The organism is Aminivibrio sp. (genome assembly GCF_016756745.1).
Taxonomy (GTDB): domain Bacteria; phylum Synergistota; class Synergistia; order Synergistales; family Aminobacteriaceae; genus Aminivibrio.
Map to the genome: position 1 here is coordinate 1 of NZ_JAESIH010000003.1, position 18,112 is coordinate 18,112.

18 protein-coding genes are annotated in these 18,112 nt (G+C 54.7%); 10 read left to right on the forward strand and 8 right to left on the reverse strand.

Annotated elements, in window-relative coordinates; translation table 11 throughout:
* Positions 1-909 precede the first annotated feature (909 nt).
* The 8 genes from JMJ95_RS00110 to JMJ95_RS00145 form a co-directional block, all read right to left on the reverse strand.
* Positions 910-2,310: an NAD(P)/FAD-dependent oxidoreductase gene (locus JMJ95_RS00110; RefSeq protein ID WP_290680872.1), complete on the reverse strand. Its 1,401-nt coding sequence runs from the start codon at positions 2,308-2,310 to the stop codon at positions 910-912.
* Positions 2,311-3,382: 1,072 nt separating this feature from the next.
* Entirely contained in the window at positions 3,383-5,035 is a 1,653-nt protein-coding gene (locus JMJ95_RS00115) for a hypothetical protein (RefSeq protein WP_290680874.1), read from the reverse strand.
* A gap of 492 nt (positions 5,036-5,527) precedes the next feature.
* Complete coding sequence (locus JMJ95_RS00120) at positions 5,528-6,004, reverse strand: sigma-70 family RNA polymerase sigma factor (RefSeq protein WP_290680877.1); 477 nt, start codon at positions 6,002-6,004, stop codon at positions 5,528-5,530.
* An 11-nt stretch (positions 6,005-6,015) separates the two neighbouring features.
* A complete protein-coding gene (locus tag JMJ95_RS00125; protein ID WP_290680880.1) occupies positions 6,016-6,372 on the reverse strand; it encodes a D-Ala-D-Ala carboxypeptidase family metallohydrolase in 357 nt (118 codons plus the stop codon).
* A 38-nt stretch (positions 6,373-6,410) separates the two neighbouring features.
* On the reverse strand, positions 6,411-6,899 hold the full coding sequence (locus JMJ95_RS00130; protein ID WP_290680882.1) for a hypothetical protein: 489 nt from the start codon (positions 6,897-6,899) through the stop codon (positions 6,411-6,413).
* Positions 6,900-6,948: 49 nt separating this feature from the next.
* Entirely contained in the window at positions 6,949-7,104 is a 156-nt protein-coding gene (locus JMJ95_RS00135) for a YvrJ family protein (protein WP_290680885.1), read from the reverse strand.
* A 70-nt stretch (positions 7,105-7,174) separates the two neighbouring features.
* Complete coding sequence (locus tag JMJ95_RS00140) at positions 7,175-7,360, reverse strand: DUF2922 domain-containing protein (protein WP_290680888.1); 186 nt, start codon at positions 7,358-7,360, stop codon at positions 7,175-7,177.
* A 37-nt stretch (positions 7,361-7,397) separates the two neighbouring features.
* The gene (locus JMJ95_RS00145; protein ID WP_133959254.1) at positions 7,398-7,619 is read right to left on the reverse strand and encodes a DUF1659 domain-containing protein; all 222 of its coding nucleotides are present in this window, start codon (positions 7,617-7,619) and stop codon (positions 7,398-7,400) included.
* A gap of 235 nt (positions 7,620-7,854) precedes the next feature.
* Here JMJ95_RS00145 and JMJ95_RS00150 point away from each other — a divergent pair, with 235 nt between their 5' ends.
* The 10 genes from JMJ95_RS00150 to JMJ95_RS13860 are packed head-to-tail and all read left to right on the forward strand — an operon-like array spanning position 7,855 to position 17,939.
* Positions 7,855-8,877: a Wzz/FepE/Etk N-terminal domain-containing protein gene (locus JMJ95_RS00150; RefSeq protein ID WP_290680894.1), complete on the forward strand. Its 1,023-nt coding sequence runs from the start codon at positions 7,855-7,857 to the stop codon at positions 8,875-8,877.
* A 28-nt stretch (positions 8,878-8,905) separates the two neighbouring features.
* Positions 8,906-10,759, forward strand: a complete 1,854-nt coding sequence (locus JMJ95_RS00155; protein ID WP_290680897.1) for a nucleoside-diphosphate sugar epimerase/dehydratase — start codon at positions 8,906-8,908, stop codon at positions 10,757-10,759.
* Positions 10,756-11,778, forward strand: coding sequence for a glycosyltransferase family 4 protein (locus tag JMJ95_RS00160; protein WP_290680900.1), 1,023 nt, complete (start codon positions 10,756-10,758; stop codon positions 11,776-11,778). Before JMJ95_RS00155 ends, JMJ95_RS00160 begins: the two co-directional genes overlap by 4 nt.
* On the forward strand, positions 11,775-12,653 hold the full coding sequence (locus JMJ95_RS00165) for an NAD-dependent epimerase/dehydratase family protein (RefSeq protein ID WP_290680902.1): 879 nt from the start codon (positions 11,775-11,777) through the stop codon (positions 12,651-12,653). The genes JMJ95_RS00160 and JMJ95_RS00165 overlap by 4 nt, the downstream gene beginning before the upstream one ends.
* 44 nt (positions 12,654-12,697) lie before the next feature.
* The gene (locus JMJ95_RS00170) at positions 12,698-13,447 is read left to right on the forward strand and encodes a glycosyltransferase family 2 protein (RefSeq protein WP_290680905.1); all 750 of its coding nucleotides are present in this window, start codon (positions 12,698-12,700) and stop codon (positions 13,445-13,447) included.
* Between the two features lie 36 nt (positions 13,448-13,483).
* Entirely contained in the window at positions 13,484-14,599 is a 1,116-nt protein-coding gene (gene gmd / locus JMJ95_RS00175) for a GDP-mannose 4,6-dehydratase (RefSeq protein ID WP_290680908.1), read from the forward strand.
* Positions 14,600-14,602: 3 nt separating this feature from the next.
* Entirely contained in the window at positions 14,603-15,577 is a 975-nt protein-coding gene (locus JMJ95_RS00180; protein WP_290680911.1) for a GDP-L-fucose synthase, read from the forward strand.
* A 28-nt stretch (positions 15,578-15,605) separates the two neighbouring features.
* Positions 15,606-17,012 carry a mannose-1-phosphate guanylyltransferase/mannose-6-phosphate isomerase gene (locus tag JMJ95_RS00185; RefSeq protein WP_290680914.1) on the forward strand — a complete coding sequence of 469 codons (1,407 nt, stop codon included), beginning with the start codon at positions 15,606-15,608 and terminating at the stop codon, positions 17,010-17,012.
* Positions 17,013-17,053: 41 nt separating this feature from the next.
* Positions 17,054-17,773, forward strand: a complete 720-nt coding sequence (locus JMJ95_RS00190; RefSeq protein WP_290680917.1) for a glycosyltransferase — start codon at positions 17,054-17,056, stop codon at positions 17,771-17,773.
* Complete coding sequence (locus JMJ95_RS13860) at positions 17,727-17,939, forward strand: IS3 family transposase (protein WP_367153722.1); 213 nt, start codon at positions 17,727-17,729, stop codon at positions 17,937-17,939. The genes JMJ95_RS00190 and JMJ95_RS13860 overlap by 47 nt, the downstream gene beginning before the upstream one ends.
* Positions 17,940-18,112 lie beyond the last annotated feature (173 nt).

The following is an 18,112-nucleotide window of genomic DNA, read 5'->3' on the forward strand; positions in this document are numbered from 1 at the left end:
TCAATTGCACGCATGGCTTTTCCCTGGTGTCCGGGAGGAAGTTTTCTCAAAAATTCTTCTACCGGTCTTTTACCGTTCTCATTTACGTAGAAGAGTACTCTCCATCGCATTGAGAAAACCCCTTTCTCTCACTTAGGGGTAATCATATCATATAAGATATTAATTGCAATGAAATTCATTGATTGATTCAGGGAAAATGAGGAGGGCCTCGGTTTTTTGTCGTCCTGAGCAATGTGATCGCGATCGCGCAGCACCCAAGCGAAGCGGAGGGAGCATCCCCGAAGGGGAAGGACCTCGATTTTGCATTTGCTTGTCGTCCCAAACGAGCGGCAGTTGTCTGTCGTCCTGAGACCGGCGTTTTGGGCTTTTGTCATCCTGACGGCGTGCTTTTCGCCGGAAGGATCTCGGCTTTGAATCTGGACTGCATTAGGGGCGAGATCCTCCCCTCGCTATGCTCGGGATGCTGCGCGATCACTTCGTTCAAGATGACAACCCTCTGTCGTCCCGAACCACCGCAGGGATCGCGTAGCATCCCCGGCCACAGAGACCGCCTCAGGATGACAATCCGCTGTCGCCCTGAGGCCCGTTCCCCGGTTTTTTGTCGTCCTGAGACCGGCGTTTTGGGCTTTTGTCATCCTGAGGGCTGTTTTTTCGCCCGATCGCGTCCCCGGAGGGGAAGGATCTCGGTTCTGACTCTACAGTTGTTCGGAATGGCAGACCGAAAGCGAGATCCTTCGCTGCGCTCAGGATGACACCCTCCGTCCTCCCGAGGACTTGTTTTTTTGTCGTCCTGAGCAACGCGAAGGACCTCGATTTTGACTTTGGGCTGCCCCAAGACCGAGATCCCTGGCCCATGCCCCCGGCCTCAGGATGACACCATCCGTCCCGAGCAAGCGGATTCCTTCCCCCCTACTTCAGCCACTTCACCAGTTTCTGCATCCAGCCGGATTTCATTTTTTCCATCATCCAGTCCTCGGCAATCATCTTGTTGATCATGGACACCGACGGGAAAGCGTGCTGCATCATCATGACGTGGTACATCCGCTTTTTGTACTGGATGGCCATGGTCCATTCGTGGATGAGTTCGCTGGCGGCCTCGCCGACGATGGAGGCGCCGTGGATCCTGCCCCGGCCGTCGGTGATGATCTTGATGAATCCTTCGGGGTGCCCGTCCGCCACGGTGCGGCCGTAGGCCCGGAAGTCCTTCTTCATGACCTGTATGTTCAGCCCCCTGGCGCGGGCTTCCTTCTCGGTCAAACCCACCTGGGCAATCTCCGGCTCGGTGAACACCGACCAGGGCACCACGTACCGCTCCCTTTTCAGCATGGACAGTGAGAAAGGCGACATCGCGTGCATGAGGGCCAGCATGCCCTGGTGCATGGCGGCGTGGGAAAGGAGGCTCTGGCCGTTGCAGTCGCCCACGGCGTAGATGTGGGATCTGTTCGTCCGCATGTGGCTGTCCACGGTAATGCCCTTCTTCGTGAACTCGATCCCCGCCCGTTCCAGGCGGAGGGACTCGAGTACGGGCTTCCGTCCGGCGGCCACGAGAATCCGCTCCGAGGTCAGCGTCCCCTTGTCCGTCACGGTGACAATTTTCCCGTCCTTCACTGTGACCCCGGTGATTTTCGCCCCGTTGTACACCGTGATGCCTTCTTTGGCGAAAACGTCCTCCAGCACCCGTGCGGCCTCCTCGTCCCCCACGGGAACCAGATGGGGGTCCATGTGGGCGACGGCCACCTTCGTCCCGAGGCGGGAAAAGGCCTGGGCCATCTCCGAACCGATGGCTCCCCCGCCGATGATGGTCAGGGATTCGGGCATCTTTTCAATCTCGAACATGTTCATGTTCGTCAGGATGTCCGGTACGTCCTTCAATCCCGGAATGGGAGGCACAAAAGGCTCCGTTCCGGTGGCGATGAAGATCTTCTTTGCGGTGTAGCTCTCGCCGTCCACCTGGACCGTCCGGTCGTCCAGGAATTCGGCCGTTCCGCTGACCAGTGTCGCCCGCTCGAAGGCCTTCTGGAATTTCTTGTCGTTGATACCGTGGATCTTGTCCCGGACCACCTGCATGGGATCCGAGGCGTTCAGGTGAAGCTCCCCGTCCAGGCCGTATCGTTTCAGATTGCGTGCGGAATGGAGGGCCTCCCCCGCCTTCAGCAGAGCCTTGCTGGGGATGCAGCCGCAGTTCAGGCACTCCCCGCCGACTTTATGCTTCTCTATGGCCAGCACCGAAAGCCCCATGGCCGACCCCATGGCGGAAACAGCCATGCCCGCCGGCCCCATGCCTATCACAATGATGTCGAACTGTTTCACGTTCAAACACCCGCCTTTTTGAGAAAATTTTCATTTAGCCGGAAATATTATACCCCCTGAGTGTATTTTATTCAACATACAAAAACACACTGCCAAGACCGGGCTTCCCTCCACTCCGGGTTTGCTTGGGTTTGCTTGGGTTTACTTGGGTTTGTCGTCCTGAGGGAAGCTTTTAGCCCGAAGGACCTCGATTTTGACTTTGTTTGTCATCCCGAACGAACGGAGCGATCGCGGAGCATCCCCGAAGGGGGCGAGGGATCTGCCTTTGGTTCGAACGCCCTCAAGCCCGAGATCCTTCGGCCATACCCCCGGCCTCAGGATGACAACCCTTTGTCGTCCCGAACGAGCGGGGTTGTCCTTGTTTGTCATCCTGACGGCGTGCTTTTCGCCGGAAGGATCTCGGCTTTGAATCTGGACTGCCTTAGGGGCGAGATCCTTCACTTCGTTCAGGATGACAAGTCCGAGGTTTTTCCCCTCCGGGGATGCTCCCTCCGCTTGGCTTGGGTACTGCGCGAGCGCGATCGGGCTTCGCCGTTCGGAATAACAAAACGGGAGCGAGATCCCTCGGCCATGAAGCCGGCCTCGGGATGACAGACCTTTCTGTCATCCCGAACGAGCGGAGCGAGGAGGGATCTGCCTTTGATTCTGGGCTGCCTCAAGTACGAGATCCTTCGGCCATACCCCCGGCCTCAGGATGACAATCCGCTGTCGTCCCGAACGAGCGGGGTTGTCCTTGTTTGTCATCCTGACGGCGTGCTTTTCGCCGGAAGGATCTCGGCTTTGAATCTGGACTGCCTTAGGGGCGAGATCCTTCACTTCGTTCAGGATGACAAGTCCGAGGTTTTTCCCCTCCGGGGATGCTCCCTCCGCTTGGCTTGGGTACTGCGCGAGCGCGATCGGGCTTCGCCGTTCGGAATAACAAAACGGGAGCGAGATCCCTCAGCCCTGCCCCGGCCTCGGGATGACAAACAACACCCTTTCATCCCAAACAGGGCTTCCCCCCTTCGGAATAAAAAAACGGGGGATTTCTCCCCCGCCTCTTTTTCACCAGATTTTCCGCGAATTGCCGCTCTCAGGCCGTCCGCTCCCTGCCCCTGCCGCTTCCCTTCACGAGCACCGTCAGAAGAATCACGCCCACACAGAGGAACATGCCGAGAACGGCGAACATCACGAGCCTTTTGGCGCTCACGGGCTTCTCGACGGAAAAGAGGGCCGGCGATGTCACGCTGTACAGCACCGCATCCGCGTTCAGATTGCTCCTGCTCAGGCTGTCATACAGCAGGTTCAGGTCTTTTATGGAGTTTTTAAGCCCTTCGAAAATCTCCTGCTGAATCTTTTCTACCCTTTCTTCAGCAAGTTTAAAAAAGTCTTTATCACCGTCGCTTTTTGCATCCCCTGAATTCTTCTGCTCGGAAATCTTTATCCACATGTCCTCGTAAAATTTGGACTGGAACTCCAGGTCGGTCTTCTCCAGCCCCGCGTCGATGACGTTCTTCGTGATGGTCTGCCTGAACATGGCGTCGGAATTCTCCTGGGCCATCTGGACCAGGCTGTTAAGGAAGGATTCACCGAACTGGGGAATCATTGCCGGCACGTTGCTGAACATTCCCTGCTGGGAGGACGGTCCCGGCGTCCCCTCTCCCTGGGCCGGGGAGAGGCCGGTCCCCCTGCTCTTTGCGATGTACTGGTTCAGGGAGTTTTCATAGATTGCCACGTTGGCCGCAGCCTGATCAATCTTCAGCTTGAGGTCAAAAATCTGGTTCTGCAGATACCCCAGGGTAAATTCGGGGTGTTTCGAAACAGCGGTCTGCCGGATAAGCCCAAGGAGCGGGTTCAGCTTGAAACGCTCCAGGTCCTGAAGACGGTATCTCAGGTCGCTCAGGGAAATCCCCTGCTCCCCTACCCTCACCACCCTCGCGCCCGGCAGCCCGGCAACGGACTCGAGATCCTTGCTGACCCTCCTGATCATTATCCGAAGGATATCCGTGGCCACCAGGTAGTCCTCGGCCTCTATATCCTCTTTTTTCAGCACGTTCGGGGACACCAGCTCGAGCTGGTACATGTTGGCTCCCTTCACCCGGTCGGCAAAGAGGGACCACTCTCTCAGAATGTCCTGCAGCACCTTCGCCGCCACATTGTTGGGAATGGAACCTGTCCGCCCTCCCTGGATGAAAGTGAGGGAATACACGGGAACCATGAGGGCCTTCTTTTTCTCAAGGAATTCCTGCTCGAGGCGCTGGCGGTTTTCCATGGTCAGGTTCTTCTCGTTGAACTTCTGGGAGTACTCGAACTCCAGCAGCCGGAGCCTGTCGTTCATCTGGAAGACGGCCAGCCCGGCCCTGAAGTCGGAAAAGGTCATGTACTTCCCGAGATCGTTCTGCCGGTAGACCTTGTCAAGGACTTCCGTCGACAGTATGTCCGCCGTGCTGAACTTCATCCCGTTGGGATACTGGTTCTGGTCCGCGCCGGTAAACTGGAGCCGGAACTCCTGTTTCGCCACGTATTCCGTTTCCTGGAAAAAATACACCCCGAGGATGAGGGCAAGGATGACGAGGCCCGCCGCGAGGGTATAGACGGCAATCCTTCCCCGTGCCCTCCAGATCGTGGAAAAGAGATCCCCCAGGGAAATCTCGTCTTCGTCGTACTCCTGCCAGACCGCCTCGGGCTGGGCAGGCTTCATTTCCTCCTGCTTCTGAATCTGCTGGTTCTGCCGTTTTTCCGTCATAGGACACCTCTCCCGATTTTTCAGGCGGATTCCGCCGCCCCTTTTCTACAATATATAGTCTCCGGCCGAAATAAGCCTATATTCAATCAGAATGAAGTATAGTGAATGCACTGGGGAGGGTCAAGTTTGTCGTCTGTCGTCCCGAGCGAGCGCAGCGACGAGGGACCTCGCCTTGGGTTTTGCACTACCTCAAGACCGGGATTCCTCCCCTCCAGGGATGTTGCGCGATCCGGCTTTGCCGTTCGGAATGACAACCCTCTGTCGTCCCGAACGTGCGGCAGCGGGCTGCCCTTGTTTGTCATCCTGACGGCGTGCTTTTCCGCCGGAAGGATCTCGGCTTTGAATCTGGGCTGCCCCACATCCGAGATCCCCCGGCCATGGAACCGGCCTCGGGATGACAACAAAGCCCCCATTTTTACAGGCATTCGTCCAGACCGCCTCCCTCACAAAAAAAGTGAGGGGCTCGCTTTCCCCCTCACTTCGTCTTTTTCTCTATTGGATCAGCGGTGCAAGGCGCTTCCGTACCAGCCGCAGCCGGGCGCTTACCGCCTGTTGTGTTATGCCGAACCTCTCTGCAGCCTCTTTCTGGGAAAATCCTCCCGCCAGAAGGACCACAAGTTGCCTGTCCTCCCCGTCGAGACACTCCTCAACCGCCCGGTCCGGGATGAACGGCTCGACGAAAAACGAAGGCTCCTCAGGCGTTCCTTCCACCTCTTCCAGGGGAACGCACTGCTGCCGCCATTCCTTCCGGGCGGCAGCTCTCACCCTCGCGGGGAGCCGGTTCTTCAAAAAGAGGGGCAGCCGTTCCGGATCCCCGCACCTCGGGATCAGCTCCAGCAGGGCAAGGTATCCTTCCTGCACCAGGTCGTCGAACTCCGCTCCCCTCCCTGCGTATCTCCGGGCCGTGGCCGTCACGAGGGGCCGGAAACGCCGGAGCTCGGACTCCATATCATATTTCGGAAACTCCATTCATCCCTCCGTTAGGCTATCCCAAGATGCATGAAATTCCGCCGGCCGTAGGGAATCACCTGAGTGAAGCCCGCCCGCCGTGCAAACACTTCCACCGCCGGCTGCTCGTTGAACGGAACCAGCACATCCGCCGCCCGCCCCTCCAGATGGAGGCTCCGCGCCGCCCCCTTCACGCGCTTGTTGTGGGACGGGCACCGATATCCGCTGCTGATGACCACAGGCTTTCCCCACTGGGCCCTCACGGCCTCGAGCAGCTCCACCAGGAGAGGACAGAGCCTCACGCAGTGGCAGCAGGGACATTCGAATTCCCGGAGGCGAAAATGCTCCGCCACGGGAAGATCATTCAGCCGGGTTGATTTTTCTGCCATACATTCACCACCTTTATTGATGCGAATAACTTGCTTTGTCATCCTGAGGAGCGAAGCGACGAAGGATCTCGGGTTTGGTTCTGGACTGCCTTAGGGGCGAGATCCTTCACTTCGTTCAGGATGACATCCAAATACCTGTCGTCCTGAGCAAGGCGAAGGACCTCGGTTTTGCCCTTGTCTGTCGTCCCGAGCGAGCGAAGCGACGAGGGACCTCGCCTCTGATTCTCTACTAACTCATGCCCGAGATCCCTCCGCCATAGGAACCGGTCTCGGAATGACAACCCGCTGTCGTCCCGAACGAGCGCTCGTTTTTTGTCGTCCTGAGCAAGGCGAAGGACCTCGGTTTTGCCCTTGTCTGTCGTCCCGAGCAAGGCGATCGCGCAGCATCCCCGGAGGGGAAGGACCTCGATTCTGCCTTTACTTGTCGTCCCGAACGACCGTAGGGTGGAGGGACCTCGATTTTGACTCTGGAGTACCTCAAGCCCGAGATCCTTCGGCCCAAATACCGGCCTCAGGATGACAAGCAAAAGCAGATCCTCCCCTCGCTATGCTCGAGATGCTCCGAGATCCCTCCGTTCAGGACGACAGTGTTCTCCCAGAAATTATGGCCGCATGCAAATCCCGGATGGCCAGGGACAGCTCCTCCAGACGGCGTTCCATGCGTACCAGCAGAAAGGCCGCCACCGCCACGGAGAACCCGTTCTGCACCACCGTGGACATAAAATCCTCCATTATTCGGCTTCCTCCTTCATATCAGAAAACAGAGGGGAGAGGACTCCCCCTCCCCTGCCGTTAAAGCCGCCTACAGAATCTCCGTCACCGTGCGGTCCACAAGCTCCGCACCGGCAATGGACACCAGCGCCTGATCGAAAATATCGTTGTCGATCACCGCGTCCATGGCCGCCTCCGCCTCGGCGGCGGAGATGCTCTCCTTCGCGTAGTTCAGGGACACCACGAAGGTCTTGCCGAGATCAGTCAGAAACTTCATCCGAAATGTCTTCAATTCACTTCACTCTCCTTTCAGCCTAGGCGGCTTCCACGGAATCGGTGCCCACTTTCTCCACTGCCAGCACCGGATAATCAAAAAGGGAACCAAGGGCGTCCGTCGCCGACTTCAGCGACGTGGCATCCACCGCCGGACGGATCCGGCTCATGGTCACGGACCGGACGATCATCTTGCCGTCGCCGCCGGTGCCGGTATTGAGGCGAAGCACTACGGAACTCTTCAAAGGCGAATACACTGCCATGTCAATTCCTCCCGAATTTCAAGATAGCCAGGATTCTTCCCGGACATCTATAAGAGTGCCCTCGACCTCTAATATATACAAATAGACATCATATTTCAAGATCACTTTCTTCCGGATTCCTTTCTGAAGCAAAAACATGAAGAACTAAACGAACAAAAACCCCGCCCGCCGTATATGATGCTATAATTTTTCCGTATATCACCCCAAAAACGTATCTAGGAGGAACTGCATTCCCATGACCGAAATCCAGCAGCCTGCCGATCCCCGAATTCCCTGCGGGGATGAAGACGAAATCGACCTTCTCGACCTGCTCATCGTTTTTGCCCGGAACAAATTCTTCATCTTCGGCACGGCTTTCCTTTTTGCCCTCACGGCCGCCGGAGCGACCTTTTTCATGACACCAGCCTACAAGGCTGAAACCATCTTTCTTCCGGCCACGATGAACGAAGATCAGCGAAATCCAGCAAGCTTCGTCGTCCAGGTTACGAAGAGCACCCCGGTCCTCTCCAGGATCGCTGAAACCCACAGCCTCCAGAAAATCTGGCAGTCCGAATCTCTGATGAAGACAATCAAAGCCCTGAATGAGTCCATATCCCTAAAGACGGACAAAGACTCCTCCCTCATCACCATGACCGTGGAGGTATCGGACCCCGTTCTCGCCGCCGACATGGCCAATTCAATCGTCGAAGAAACACAAAAACAACTTTTCGTACTCCATCAGGGGCAGATGGAGCAGGTGCGCCGGCAGAAAAAACTCCTTGAAACGGAAATCAGGGAGCTCCAGGAAAAATTCGCCGCCGGGGAGAACGCCCTGAGCCGACTTGTAGACTCCTCCTCCCTGACCGCAGAAGAAAAAAAGGAATTGTCCGGCGGCAAGAGACTCGAGGAAGGGATATCCCCTGACACAATCAAAAAATTCCCGAATGGAGGAGCTTCATACATCGAAGCCCTGAGAAACCTGAAAACCCAGGAAGAGCTCTATTTCGCCGTTCTGGCCCAGTACAGCAAGGTGCTCGAACAGGAAAAGGCGGAGCCCATCTCCCTCCAGATTCTTGAAAAGGCATCGGTGCCCGAGCAGCGCAGCAGACCCCGCAGAACCCTCATTGTGGTGATGGCCTGCTTCCTTGGCGGGTTTATCGGCATCTTCGGCGCCTTTATCCGCGAATTCGCCCGGAACGCGAAAAACGACCCTGCCCGCAAGGCAAAACTGGAGGAACTCTCGGCAGCCATAAAGCTCTTCGGTACCCGGAAGGGCTAACTCCCCCAAGGGGGCTGGAATAGCCTTGATGAAAATCTGCAGGAATTCCTTCCTGATCAAATTCGCCATCGACCTCGCCCTCGCCGCCGCCGCGTCGTGGGGGGCATTTGCGCTGCGCCTCGACCTTCCGATCCCGAAGCTCTATCAACGGAGCGAAGTCTTCTACATCCTCCTCAGCGTGCCCATCAAGGCAGCGGTAATTTTCGGTTTCAACCTCTTCCGGCAGTCCTGGAGGAACATCGGCGTCCGTGACCTCACCCGCCTCGGCAAGGCCGTCGCCGCCTTCACCCTTCTCTCCTCCACGGCGGCCTTCCTCCTGTCGCCCTACTACCGCATCCCCCGCAGCATTCCCCTCATCGACGGCATGCTGCTGCTCATTGCCTGGGGTACCGCCCGCCTTCTGGTCCGCCTCTTCCTCGAAGGAAACGTCCGCAGAAAAGGCAGGGAACAGAACAAGCGGGTCCTCGTCATCGGCGCCGGGGACGCCGGCACCATGATCGTCCGGGAAATGCTCCGCCACCCCGAATCCGGCCTCACCCCGGTGGGCTACCTCGACGACGATCCCGGAAAGTGGAACACTACCTTCGTGGGCTACCCTGTCTTCGGCCCGGTGAAACGACTCGCCGCGGTGGCCCGGGGCCAATCGGTGGACGAAATCCTCATCGCCATTCCCTCCGTCATGGGCGACACCATCCGGTCCATCCTCGAAACGGTACGAAAAACCGGCGTTCCTGCCCGGATCATCCCCGGAATATGGGAAGTCCTCTCGGGCAAGGTCTCCATCTCGCAAATCCGGGACGTGGAGGTGGAAGACCTCCTCAACCGCGACCCTGTCCGGCTGGACCTGGACGAGATCGCCGGGTACATCACCGGCCGCGTGGTCCTCGTCACCGGCGCGGGCGGATCCATCGGCAGCGAGATAGTCCGGCAGATCCTCCCCTTCGAACCCCGGCGCATCATCCTCCTGGGGCGGGGAGAAAACAGCCTCTTCCAGATCGAGCAGGAACTCCGGAGCATCCATCACTTCCGCACCCTCACCACCGTGGTGGCCGACGTGCGGAACCGGGAACGCCTGAGGCGCGTCTTCGAAACCCACTCTCCCCGGGTGATCTTCCACGCCGCGGCCCACAAGCACGTCCCCCTCATGGAAGAGAACCCCGAAGAAGCCATCCTCAACAACGTCTTCGGCACCCAAAACCTGGCGGAACTCGCCCTGGAGCACGCCGTGGAGGTCTTCGTCAACATCTCCACCGACAAGGCAGTGAACCCCACCTCCGTCATGGGCGCCTCCAAGCGGGTGGCCGAAATGATCGTCCGCTCGGCGGCGGAAAATGCCCTCCCGGGAAGGGCCTTCGTCTCCGTCCGTTTCGGAAACGTGCTGGGCAGCAGGGGCAGCGTCATCCCCACCTTCAAGGAGCAGATCCGCCGGGGCGGCCCCGTCACCGTCACCCACCCTGAGATGACCCGGTACTTCATGACCATTCCCGAGGCAGCCCAGCTCGTCCTCCAGGCGGGAGGAATGAAGCGGAACGGTTCCGTCTTCGTACTCGACATGGGCCAGCCGGTCAAGATCATCGACCTGGCATCGGACCTCATCCGCCTCTCAGGCTTCGAGCCCGGCACGGACATCGACATCGTCTTCTCGGGCATCCGCCCGGGCGAAAAACTCTTCGAAGAACTTCTCACCGCCGAGGAAGGCACGGAAGCCTCCCGGTTCAAGAAGATCTTCGTGGCACGGAACAACGGCCTCCCCGCCGAACTGCCCGAACTGCTGGAAGAACTCCGGCAGGCAGCGGAACAAGAAAACGGACGGGCAATCAGGGAAAAACTGGGGAAACTCATACCCCATTGCCAGGTCTGCAGTGAGGAGAACGGGAAATGACCCTTCTTTCTCTCGTGTTTTTTTCCGGTTTGGCTCTCCTCTCCTGCATTGGAACAAAACTCTACATCAACTACGCACGGCAAAAGGCCATTCTGGACATCCCCAACGAGCGCAGCTCCCACACTCTCCCCACCCCACGGGGCGGAGGCGTGGTCTTCGTCGCTCTTTTTCTTGCCGTTATCCTCCTGTGCCCCTTCTTTTTCCCGAGGGAAGCATCCCTCTGGCTCGCCCTCTCCGGAGGGGGCCTGGCCGTCGCCGCCATCGGGTGGATTGACGACAGGAACCCCCTCCCCGCCTGGCAGCGCCTCGGCGTCCACAGCATGGCTGTACTCTGGGCCCTGTATCACCTTGGAGGCATGCCCTCCCTCTCGATGGGATTTGCCTCCCTGCCCTTGGGCTATATCGGGCACGTTCTCGCATTTATCGGCGGCGTATGGATGATCAACCTGTACAACTTCATGGATGGTATCGACGGCCTCGCTGCGGGTGAAGCGGCCCTCGTCGCATTGGCAGGCGCCTTTCTCACAACGGGTACCCCCGTCTCAGTCGCCCTCTTCGCCCTGGCTGCCTCGGTGCTTGGCTTTCTAATCTGGAACTGGTCGCCCGCAAAGGTCTTCATGGGCGATGCCGGCAGCGGATTCCTGGGTTTCGCCTTCTTCTGCTTCGCCCTCTCCACCGAGAACACAAATACTTTGCCGCTCCTCACCTGGGCCGTACTCGTTTCCGTCTTTGCCGTGGATGCCACCCTCACCCTGGTCATGCGCGCAAGAAGGCGAAAGCGCCTGTCGGAAGCCCATCGGGATCACCTGTACCAGCAGTTCATCAAGGCGGGGTATCCCCATGCAGCCGTAACAGGAGCAATTTTTCTTGTAACACTTCTTCTTTCGGCTGCTGTATGGCGCTTCAGGCCATTTCCCCTCCTGCTCTTTGCCGGAGTATATGTTGCCCTTATAATGACGTGGAAACTGCTCTACGGAAAAATCTCCGCAAAACTGCGATCAATGGAAGTGACGAAATGAGAAGAATTCTTGTGACGGGAGCCGCAGGGTATATCGGCAGGAACCTGTGTTCTCACCTTCTGAAAAACGGGTATGAAGTGACCGGCTCTCTTCTGAACCAAAAGGACGCAGAACTGCTTCCCGAAGGGGTAAAACCTGTTGTGACGGGTGCGATCAGCGGGGAAACCGATTGGTCGAAATCCCTGGAAGGCGTGGACGGAGTGGTCCATCTTGCCGCCATAGTCCACAAAAAGGAGACACAGGATAAAAAAACCGAGGATCTCTTCCGCAGGACAAACACCGATGCGACCGCCGCTTTGGCGAAGCAGGCACTGGCAAACGGTGTCCGCTCCTTTGTCTTTCTGAGCACAGTGGCGGTCTACGGCGTGAACAAAACGACGGAACCATTAACCGTAAACAGCCCCGTCAATCCGACCACATACTACGGGAAATCAAAATGGGAGGCGGAACAAAAGCTCTCGGCTCTCTTTGAAAAGGCAGACGCCTCATTGACCATATTCCGCCCCACAATGGTCTACGGCCCGAAGGCGCCCGGAAATTTCGCGCGTTTGACGAAACTGGTGCGGATGGGTATTCCTCTCCCCTTGGGCAGCGTAAACAATAAAAGATACTTTGTCTTTATTGAAAAACTGGATTCCCTAATATTGGAAGGGCTGGAAAGAGATAAACCGGGCATTAATGTCCACTTCGCCTGCGATGACGAACCGTTGTCAACAAAAGAGCTGATTCAATTGGCTGCTCTGTGGGAAAAGAGAAAAGCTCGAATATTCTCCTTTCCACCCTCGCTCCTCCGTTTTTGCCTTTCAGGTGTAGGAAAAAAAGAGGAGTGGGACAAGATGGGTGAAGATTATCTAATCGAGATTTATGCAAACTAATAGTTTTACCAAACGAAAAAGAACATGCCAAGGGGCAAAATCAGATGAAAATTTCTATAATAACAGTATCCTATAATAGTAAACTCACTATACGTGACACAATTCTTTCTGTTCTATCGCAGACATATCCTAATATTGAATACATAATCATCGACGGTGCCTCCACAGATGGCACACTTGCGATTATTGAGGAGTACCGCACTAAAATTGCCAGGGTAATCAGTGAGCCGGACAAAGGTATATACGATGCAATGAATAAGGGGATCAGGCTAGCGAAAGGAGACTTCGTAGGTATACTCAATTCTGATGACTTCCTTGCTGATCAAAATACGATAAAAGATTTGGTCTCTTTCTTACAAGAAAATCCTTCATTGGATTGTTCATATGCTGATGTTATCTATGTCCAAAGAGATCATCCGGAAAAGATTGTCCGTCTTTACTCATCGAAGAATTTCTCCCCCCGAAAAGTGCGAATCGGAATCATGATCCCTCATGCTGGTTTCTACGCTAAACGAGAACTTTTCGAGAGGTTGGGCTATTATAAGCTTGATTATCGTGTAGCGGCAGATTTTGAATTGATGGCTCGTTTCTTGAAAAGCGGTGCGATTTTTGGTCGATATCCTCACGTGATGGTGAAAATGCGTAACGGTGGCATCAGCAGTAACGGTTTTTTCTGGAGAATTCATCAGAACTTCGAGATCGTCCGCGCATGCAAGGAAAACGGTATTTACACAAACATTGTTTTTTTGATGTTGAAGATTCCCTCAAAGCTCCTGAGCTACATTTGCCGATAATTCAGTTTCTAGAGTTTCAATGACGGAGGAAAGTCAATGAAAACAGCACTCATTACAGGAATCACGGGCCAGGACGGATCCTATCTCGCGGAGTTTCTGCTCGAAAAAGGATACCAGGTCCACGGGATAAAAAGAAGGTCATCCCTCTTCAACACCCAAAGGGTTGACCATATCTACCAGGATCCGCACGTGGAGCACCAGAATTTTATCCTTCACTACGGTGACCTCACTGACTCCTCAAACCTGACACGCATAATGCAGCAGGTACGGCCTGACGAAGTATACAACCTGGGGGCACAGTCCCACGTGGCGGTCAGCTTCGAATCGCCGGAATACACCGCTGACGTGGACGCACTCGGCACCCTGAGGCTTCTCGAGGCCATACGCCTTCTGGACCTCAAGGGCAAGACACGCTTCTACCAGGCATCCACTTCCGAACTCTTCGGGCTTGTCCAGGAAATACCCCAGAAGGAAACGACTCCCTTTTACCCCCGCTCCCCCTACGCGGCCGCAAAACTCTACGCCTACTGGATCACCGTGAACTACAGAGAAGCGTACGGCATGTACGCCTGCAACGGCATCCTGTTCAACCACGAATCTCCCCGAAGGGGTGAGACATTTGTCACCAGGAAGATCACCCGTGGCCTCTGCAACATCGCCCAGGGGCTCGAAAAATGTCTGTTTCTCGGCAATCTGGGCGCCCTGAGGGACTGGGGGCATGCCAGGGACTACGTCCGGATGCAGTGGATGATGCTCCAGCAGGGAAAACCCGAGGACTTCGTCATCGCCACAGGCCGGCAGTACTCTGTCCGGGACTTTGTGGCCATGAGCGCAGCGCACCTAGGAATAACACTGCGCTTCCAGGGAAAGGGGACGGACGAAATCGCCGTTGTGGAGAAAACGGAAGGAGATTGGGCGCCCTCGGTATCTGCGGGCGACGTTATCGTCCGCGTCGACCCGAGGTACTTCAGGCCCGCAGAGGTCGAAACACTCATCGGCGACCCGACAAAAGCAAAAGAGAAGCTTGGATGGACTCCCGAAATCACCATCAATGAACTGTGCGCTGAAATGATTGCCGAAGACCTGATCCAGGCGAAAAAAACGGCATTGTTGCAGCGGAACGGCTTTCACACACCCATAGCGAGGGAATAGAAAATGACACAGAAGAAAGACATGCCCGTTTTCGTTGCCGGTCACAGGGGACTCGTAGGCTCTGCGATCGTCAGGCAGCTCAAAGAAGCCTGCTACAGCAATATCATAACCCGTACAAGACAGGAACTGGATCTTCTTGACCAGAAGGCTGTAAATGATTTCTTCGGAAGCCAACCGGTAGAGGAAGTATATCTTGCCGCCGCAAAGGTGGGGGGCATCCACGCCAACAATACCTTTCCCGCCGAATTCATTCTGCAGAACCTCGTCATTGAAACTAACATCATCTCCGCCGCACAAAAAGCGGGGGTAAAGAAGCTGCTGTTCCTCGGATCGTCCTGCATTTACCCGAAGTTCGCCCCCCAGCCCATGAAAGAGGAAGCACTTCTCTCAGGTACCCTTGAACCGACCAACGAACCCTATGCTATCGCCAAAATAGCGGGGATCAAGCTCTGCGAAAGTTTCAACCGCCAGTACGGCACAAGCTATCGGAGCATCATGCCCACAAACCTCTACGGCCCAGGCGACAACTTCCACCCCGAAAACAGCCACGTCATTCCTGCCCTGCTCCATCGGTTTCACACGGCAAAAATGAACGGGGACAAAACCGTGACCGTATGGGGAAGCGGAAAACCCATGAGGGAGTTTCTCCACGTTGATGATATGGCCTCCGCAAGCGTATTTGTCATGGAACTCGATGAGAAAACCTATTCAGAACACACATTACCCATGCTCTCTCACATAAATGTCGGCACAGGTATCGACTGCTCCATCCGCGAACTGGCCGAAACAATAGCGAATGTTGTCGGCTTTGCTGGCAGGATCGAATTCGACACGACAAAACCTGACGGAACACTGCGGAAACTGCTTGACGTCTCTCGGATCGATGCAATGGGATGGAAGGCCAAGATTCCTCTCTATGAAGGATTGCACAGCACGTATCAATGGTTCCTTGCCAGCGAAAGCAACCTTCGAAGCTGAAAAAACATGGACTAAGGAGACGAGGCGAATGATCACACCTGTCATTATGGCCGGAGGGGCCGGAACACGATTATGGCCTCTTTCGAGGCAGCTCAATCCGAAGCAGTTCCTGAAGCTCTTCGGGGATGCCACCATGTTCCGGCAGACCCTGGACAGGCTCGAGGGGCTGCCCTGCAGAGAACCCGTGGTTGTGTGCAGCGAAGAGCACCGGTTCCTCGCTGCGGAACAACTCCGGGAAGCAGGCCGAAATTCCGCCTCGATCATCCTTGAACCCGAGCCGAAGAATACCGCACCGGCCATAGCTCTGTCGGCATTTCATGCCCTTACCCGGGAAGACGATCCCCTTCTTCTCGTCCTTCCGGCCGACCATGTCATCACTGGGCCGGAGGCCTTCCGCAGCGCCGTTCAGAAAGCCGTCCCCGAGGCCGAATCAGGAAGGCTCGTCACCTTCGGCATCGTGCCAACCAGGCCGGAAACAGGATACGGATACATACGCAAAGGCGAAGAAAGAAGCAACAATATTTTTGTGATCGCTTCCTTTACTGAAAAACCCGATTCCGAAACAGCCGCAAAGTACCTGGAAACAGGGGAATTCCTCTGGAACAGCGGCATGTTCCTGTTCAGAGCAAAAACCTATCTCGAAGAGCTCGAGCGCCATGCCCCGGAAATCTTTGCGGCCTGCAAAAAGGCAATGGAAAAGCTCTCAAAAGATCTTGACTTCCTGCGGATCAAAGGCGAAGAGTTCACTCAATGCCCCGACATCTCCATAGATTATGCCGTCATGGAAAAGACAGAATTCGCTTCCGTCATTCCCCTCGATGCCGGCTGGAGCGACATCGGTTCATGGAACTCCCTCTGGGAGGTATGTGAAAAGGATTGTGCGGGAAATACACTCCAGGGGGATATCAAAACCATCTCCGCAGAAAACTGTCTCATTCGGGCAGACCATAGACTCGTAACGGCCCTTGGAGTGAAGGATCTTGTAATTATTGAGACAAAAGACGCCGTTCTCGTGGCGTCCAAAGACCATGTTCAACAAATTAAAGAGTTGGTGGAAGAAATAAAGAACACCGGGCGACATGAACATCTCAATCAGCGCGAAGTGTTCCGCCCCTGGGGATCGTACGACAGCATCGGCAACGGGGCACGGTACCAAGTCAAATGTATCACAGTAAAACCTGGAGCCAGAACTTCCCTTCAAATGCACCATCATAGGGCAGAGCACTGGATCGTGGTGACCGGAACCGCAAAGATCACCCTTGAGGATAGAACTTTCCTGGTCTCAGAGAATGAATCTACCTTTATACCCATTGGGAAGCGTCATTCCATTGAAAACCCAGGCAAGATACCCCTGGAACTTATCGAAGTACAATCTGGAAGCTATCTCGGAGAAGATGACATCGTCAGGTTTGAGGACAAATATGGTCGTATATAATCACTCTAAAAAAACCATCAATTGAATGTTAGGTGATATTTGTGAATGTTTCTGTTGCAATGGCTACATATAATGGCGAAAAATACCTGAAAGAACAATTGGACTCTATTCTATGCCAACTGGATTTTCAGGACGAAGTAATAATATCTGACGACGGATCCACTGATGAAACATTGAACCTTTTAAATGAATATAAAAGTGACAAAAGAGTACAAGTCATCAAAAATCCGCGTAAAGGGGTGGTGAGCAACTTTGAGAATGCTCTAAAACAGTGTAAAAATGAGGTTATTTTTTTAAGTGACCAGGATGATATTTGGCTTCCTAACAAAGTGCAAGAAGTCAGAAAATGTTTCTTGACCTCAGGAAAAGATCTTGTTTTACATAACGCTTTGATATTTGAAGATGATGAAGAAGATGATGAAGAAGATGATGAAAATGTTTATCACGAATTTTTAATAAAAAACATGAGGCACGGAGTAGTAAGGAATATTTTGAAAAGCTGTTATTGGGGGTGCTGTATGGCTTTTAAAAAAAATCTACTCGATTGCATACTCCCTTTCCCTACTCAGGTGCCGGCACATGATCAATGGATAGGCTTGGTGGCAGAAAAAAAACACCAATCTTTTTTCTTTCATCATAGCTTAATTAAGCATAGAGTACATAAACATAATGTAAGCAAACCATTACCTTTATTTAATAAAATAAATTTCAGAGTTGAAATGTTTTTTTCGTTTTTCGAAATGCTTAAAAGATCATTTTAAAGCCTATGAAACCGATATCTACATCAACGAGTACATCACACCAAAGGAGATGATCGCAGCTGTCAACAAATACATTTATGACTACAACGCGATCCGCCCCCATGCATCGCTGGGGGGACTTACTCCCGATGCTTTTGCCCGGCAACAAAAGATCCATGCAGCCTAATGAAAGGAGTTATTCGGATCTTCTGAGATTTTGTGTCTTGACATTGGTGTTTTGTGCAAGCCCTTTTTCCCCAGTTTTGCATCAGATTTTCCCCAGTCAGGGGGTGGGGATTTTTCTATGCCTGAACCCGCATCAATGAATCCCGCACCCGATTGCTCGGGCCATCGAAAAGC

Excerpts from the sequence above, each read along its gene's own strand:
- JMJ95_RS00140 (WP_290680888.1), bottom strand. The coding sequence starts at position 7,360 with ATGAAGTTTCTGACTGATCTCGGCAAGACCTTCGTGGTGTCCCTGAAC.
- JMJ95_RS00145 (WP_133959254.1), bottom strand. The coding sequence starts at position 7,619 with ATGGCAGTGTATTCGCCTTTGAAGAGTTCCGTAGTGCTTCGCCTCAAT.
- JMJ95_RS00180 (WP_290680911.1), top strand. The coding sequence starts at position 14,603 with ATGACACAGAAGAAAGACATGCCCGTTTTCGTTGCCGGTCACAGGGGA.
- JMJ95_RS00120 (WP_290680877.1), bottom strand. The coding sequence starts at position 6,004 with ATGGAGTTTCCGAAATATGATATGGAGTCCGAGCTCCGGCGTTTCCGG.
- JMJ95_RS00155 (WP_290680897.1), top strand. The coding sequence starts at position 8,906 with ATGAAAATCTGCAGGAATTCCTTCCTGATCAAATTCGCCATCGACCTC.
- JMJ95_RS00135 (WP_290680885.1), bottom strand. The coding sequence starts at position 7,104 with ATGGAGGATTTTATGTCCACGGTGGTGCAGAACGGGTTCTCCGTGGCG.
- gmd (WP_290680908.1), top strand. The coding sequence starts at position 13,484 with ATGAAAACAGCACTCATTACAGGAATCACGGGCCAGGACGGATCCTAT.
- JMJ95_RS00165 (WP_290680902.1), top strand. The coding sequence starts at position 11,775 with ATGAGAAGAATTCTTGTGACGGGAGCCGCAGGGTATATCGGCAGGAAC.
- JMJ95_RS00160 (WP_290680900.1), top strand. The coding sequence starts at position 10,756 with ATGACCCTTCTTTCTCTCGTGTTTTTTTCCGGTTTGGCTCTCCTCTCC.
- JMJ95_RS00115 (WP_290680874.1), bottom strand. The coding sequence starts at position 5,035 with ATGACGGAAAAACGGCAGAACCAGCAGATTCAGAAGCAGGAGGAAATG.
- JMJ95_RS00150 (WP_290680894.1), top strand. The coding sequence starts at position 7,855 with ATGACCGAAATCCAGCAGCCTGCCGATCCCCGAATTCCCTGCGGGGAT.
- JMJ95_RS00185 (WP_290680914.1), top strand. The coding sequence starts at position 15,606 with ATGATCACACCTGTCATTATGGCCGGAGGGGCCGGAACACGATTATGG.
- JMJ95_RS00125 (WP_290680880.1), bottom strand. The coding sequence starts at position 6,372 with ATGGCAGAAAAATCAACCCGGCTGAATGATCTTCCCGTGGCGGAGCAT.
- JMJ95_RS00170 (WP_290680905.1), top strand. The coding sequence starts at position 12,698 with ATGAAAATTTCTATAATAACAGTATCCTATAATAGTAAACTCACTATA.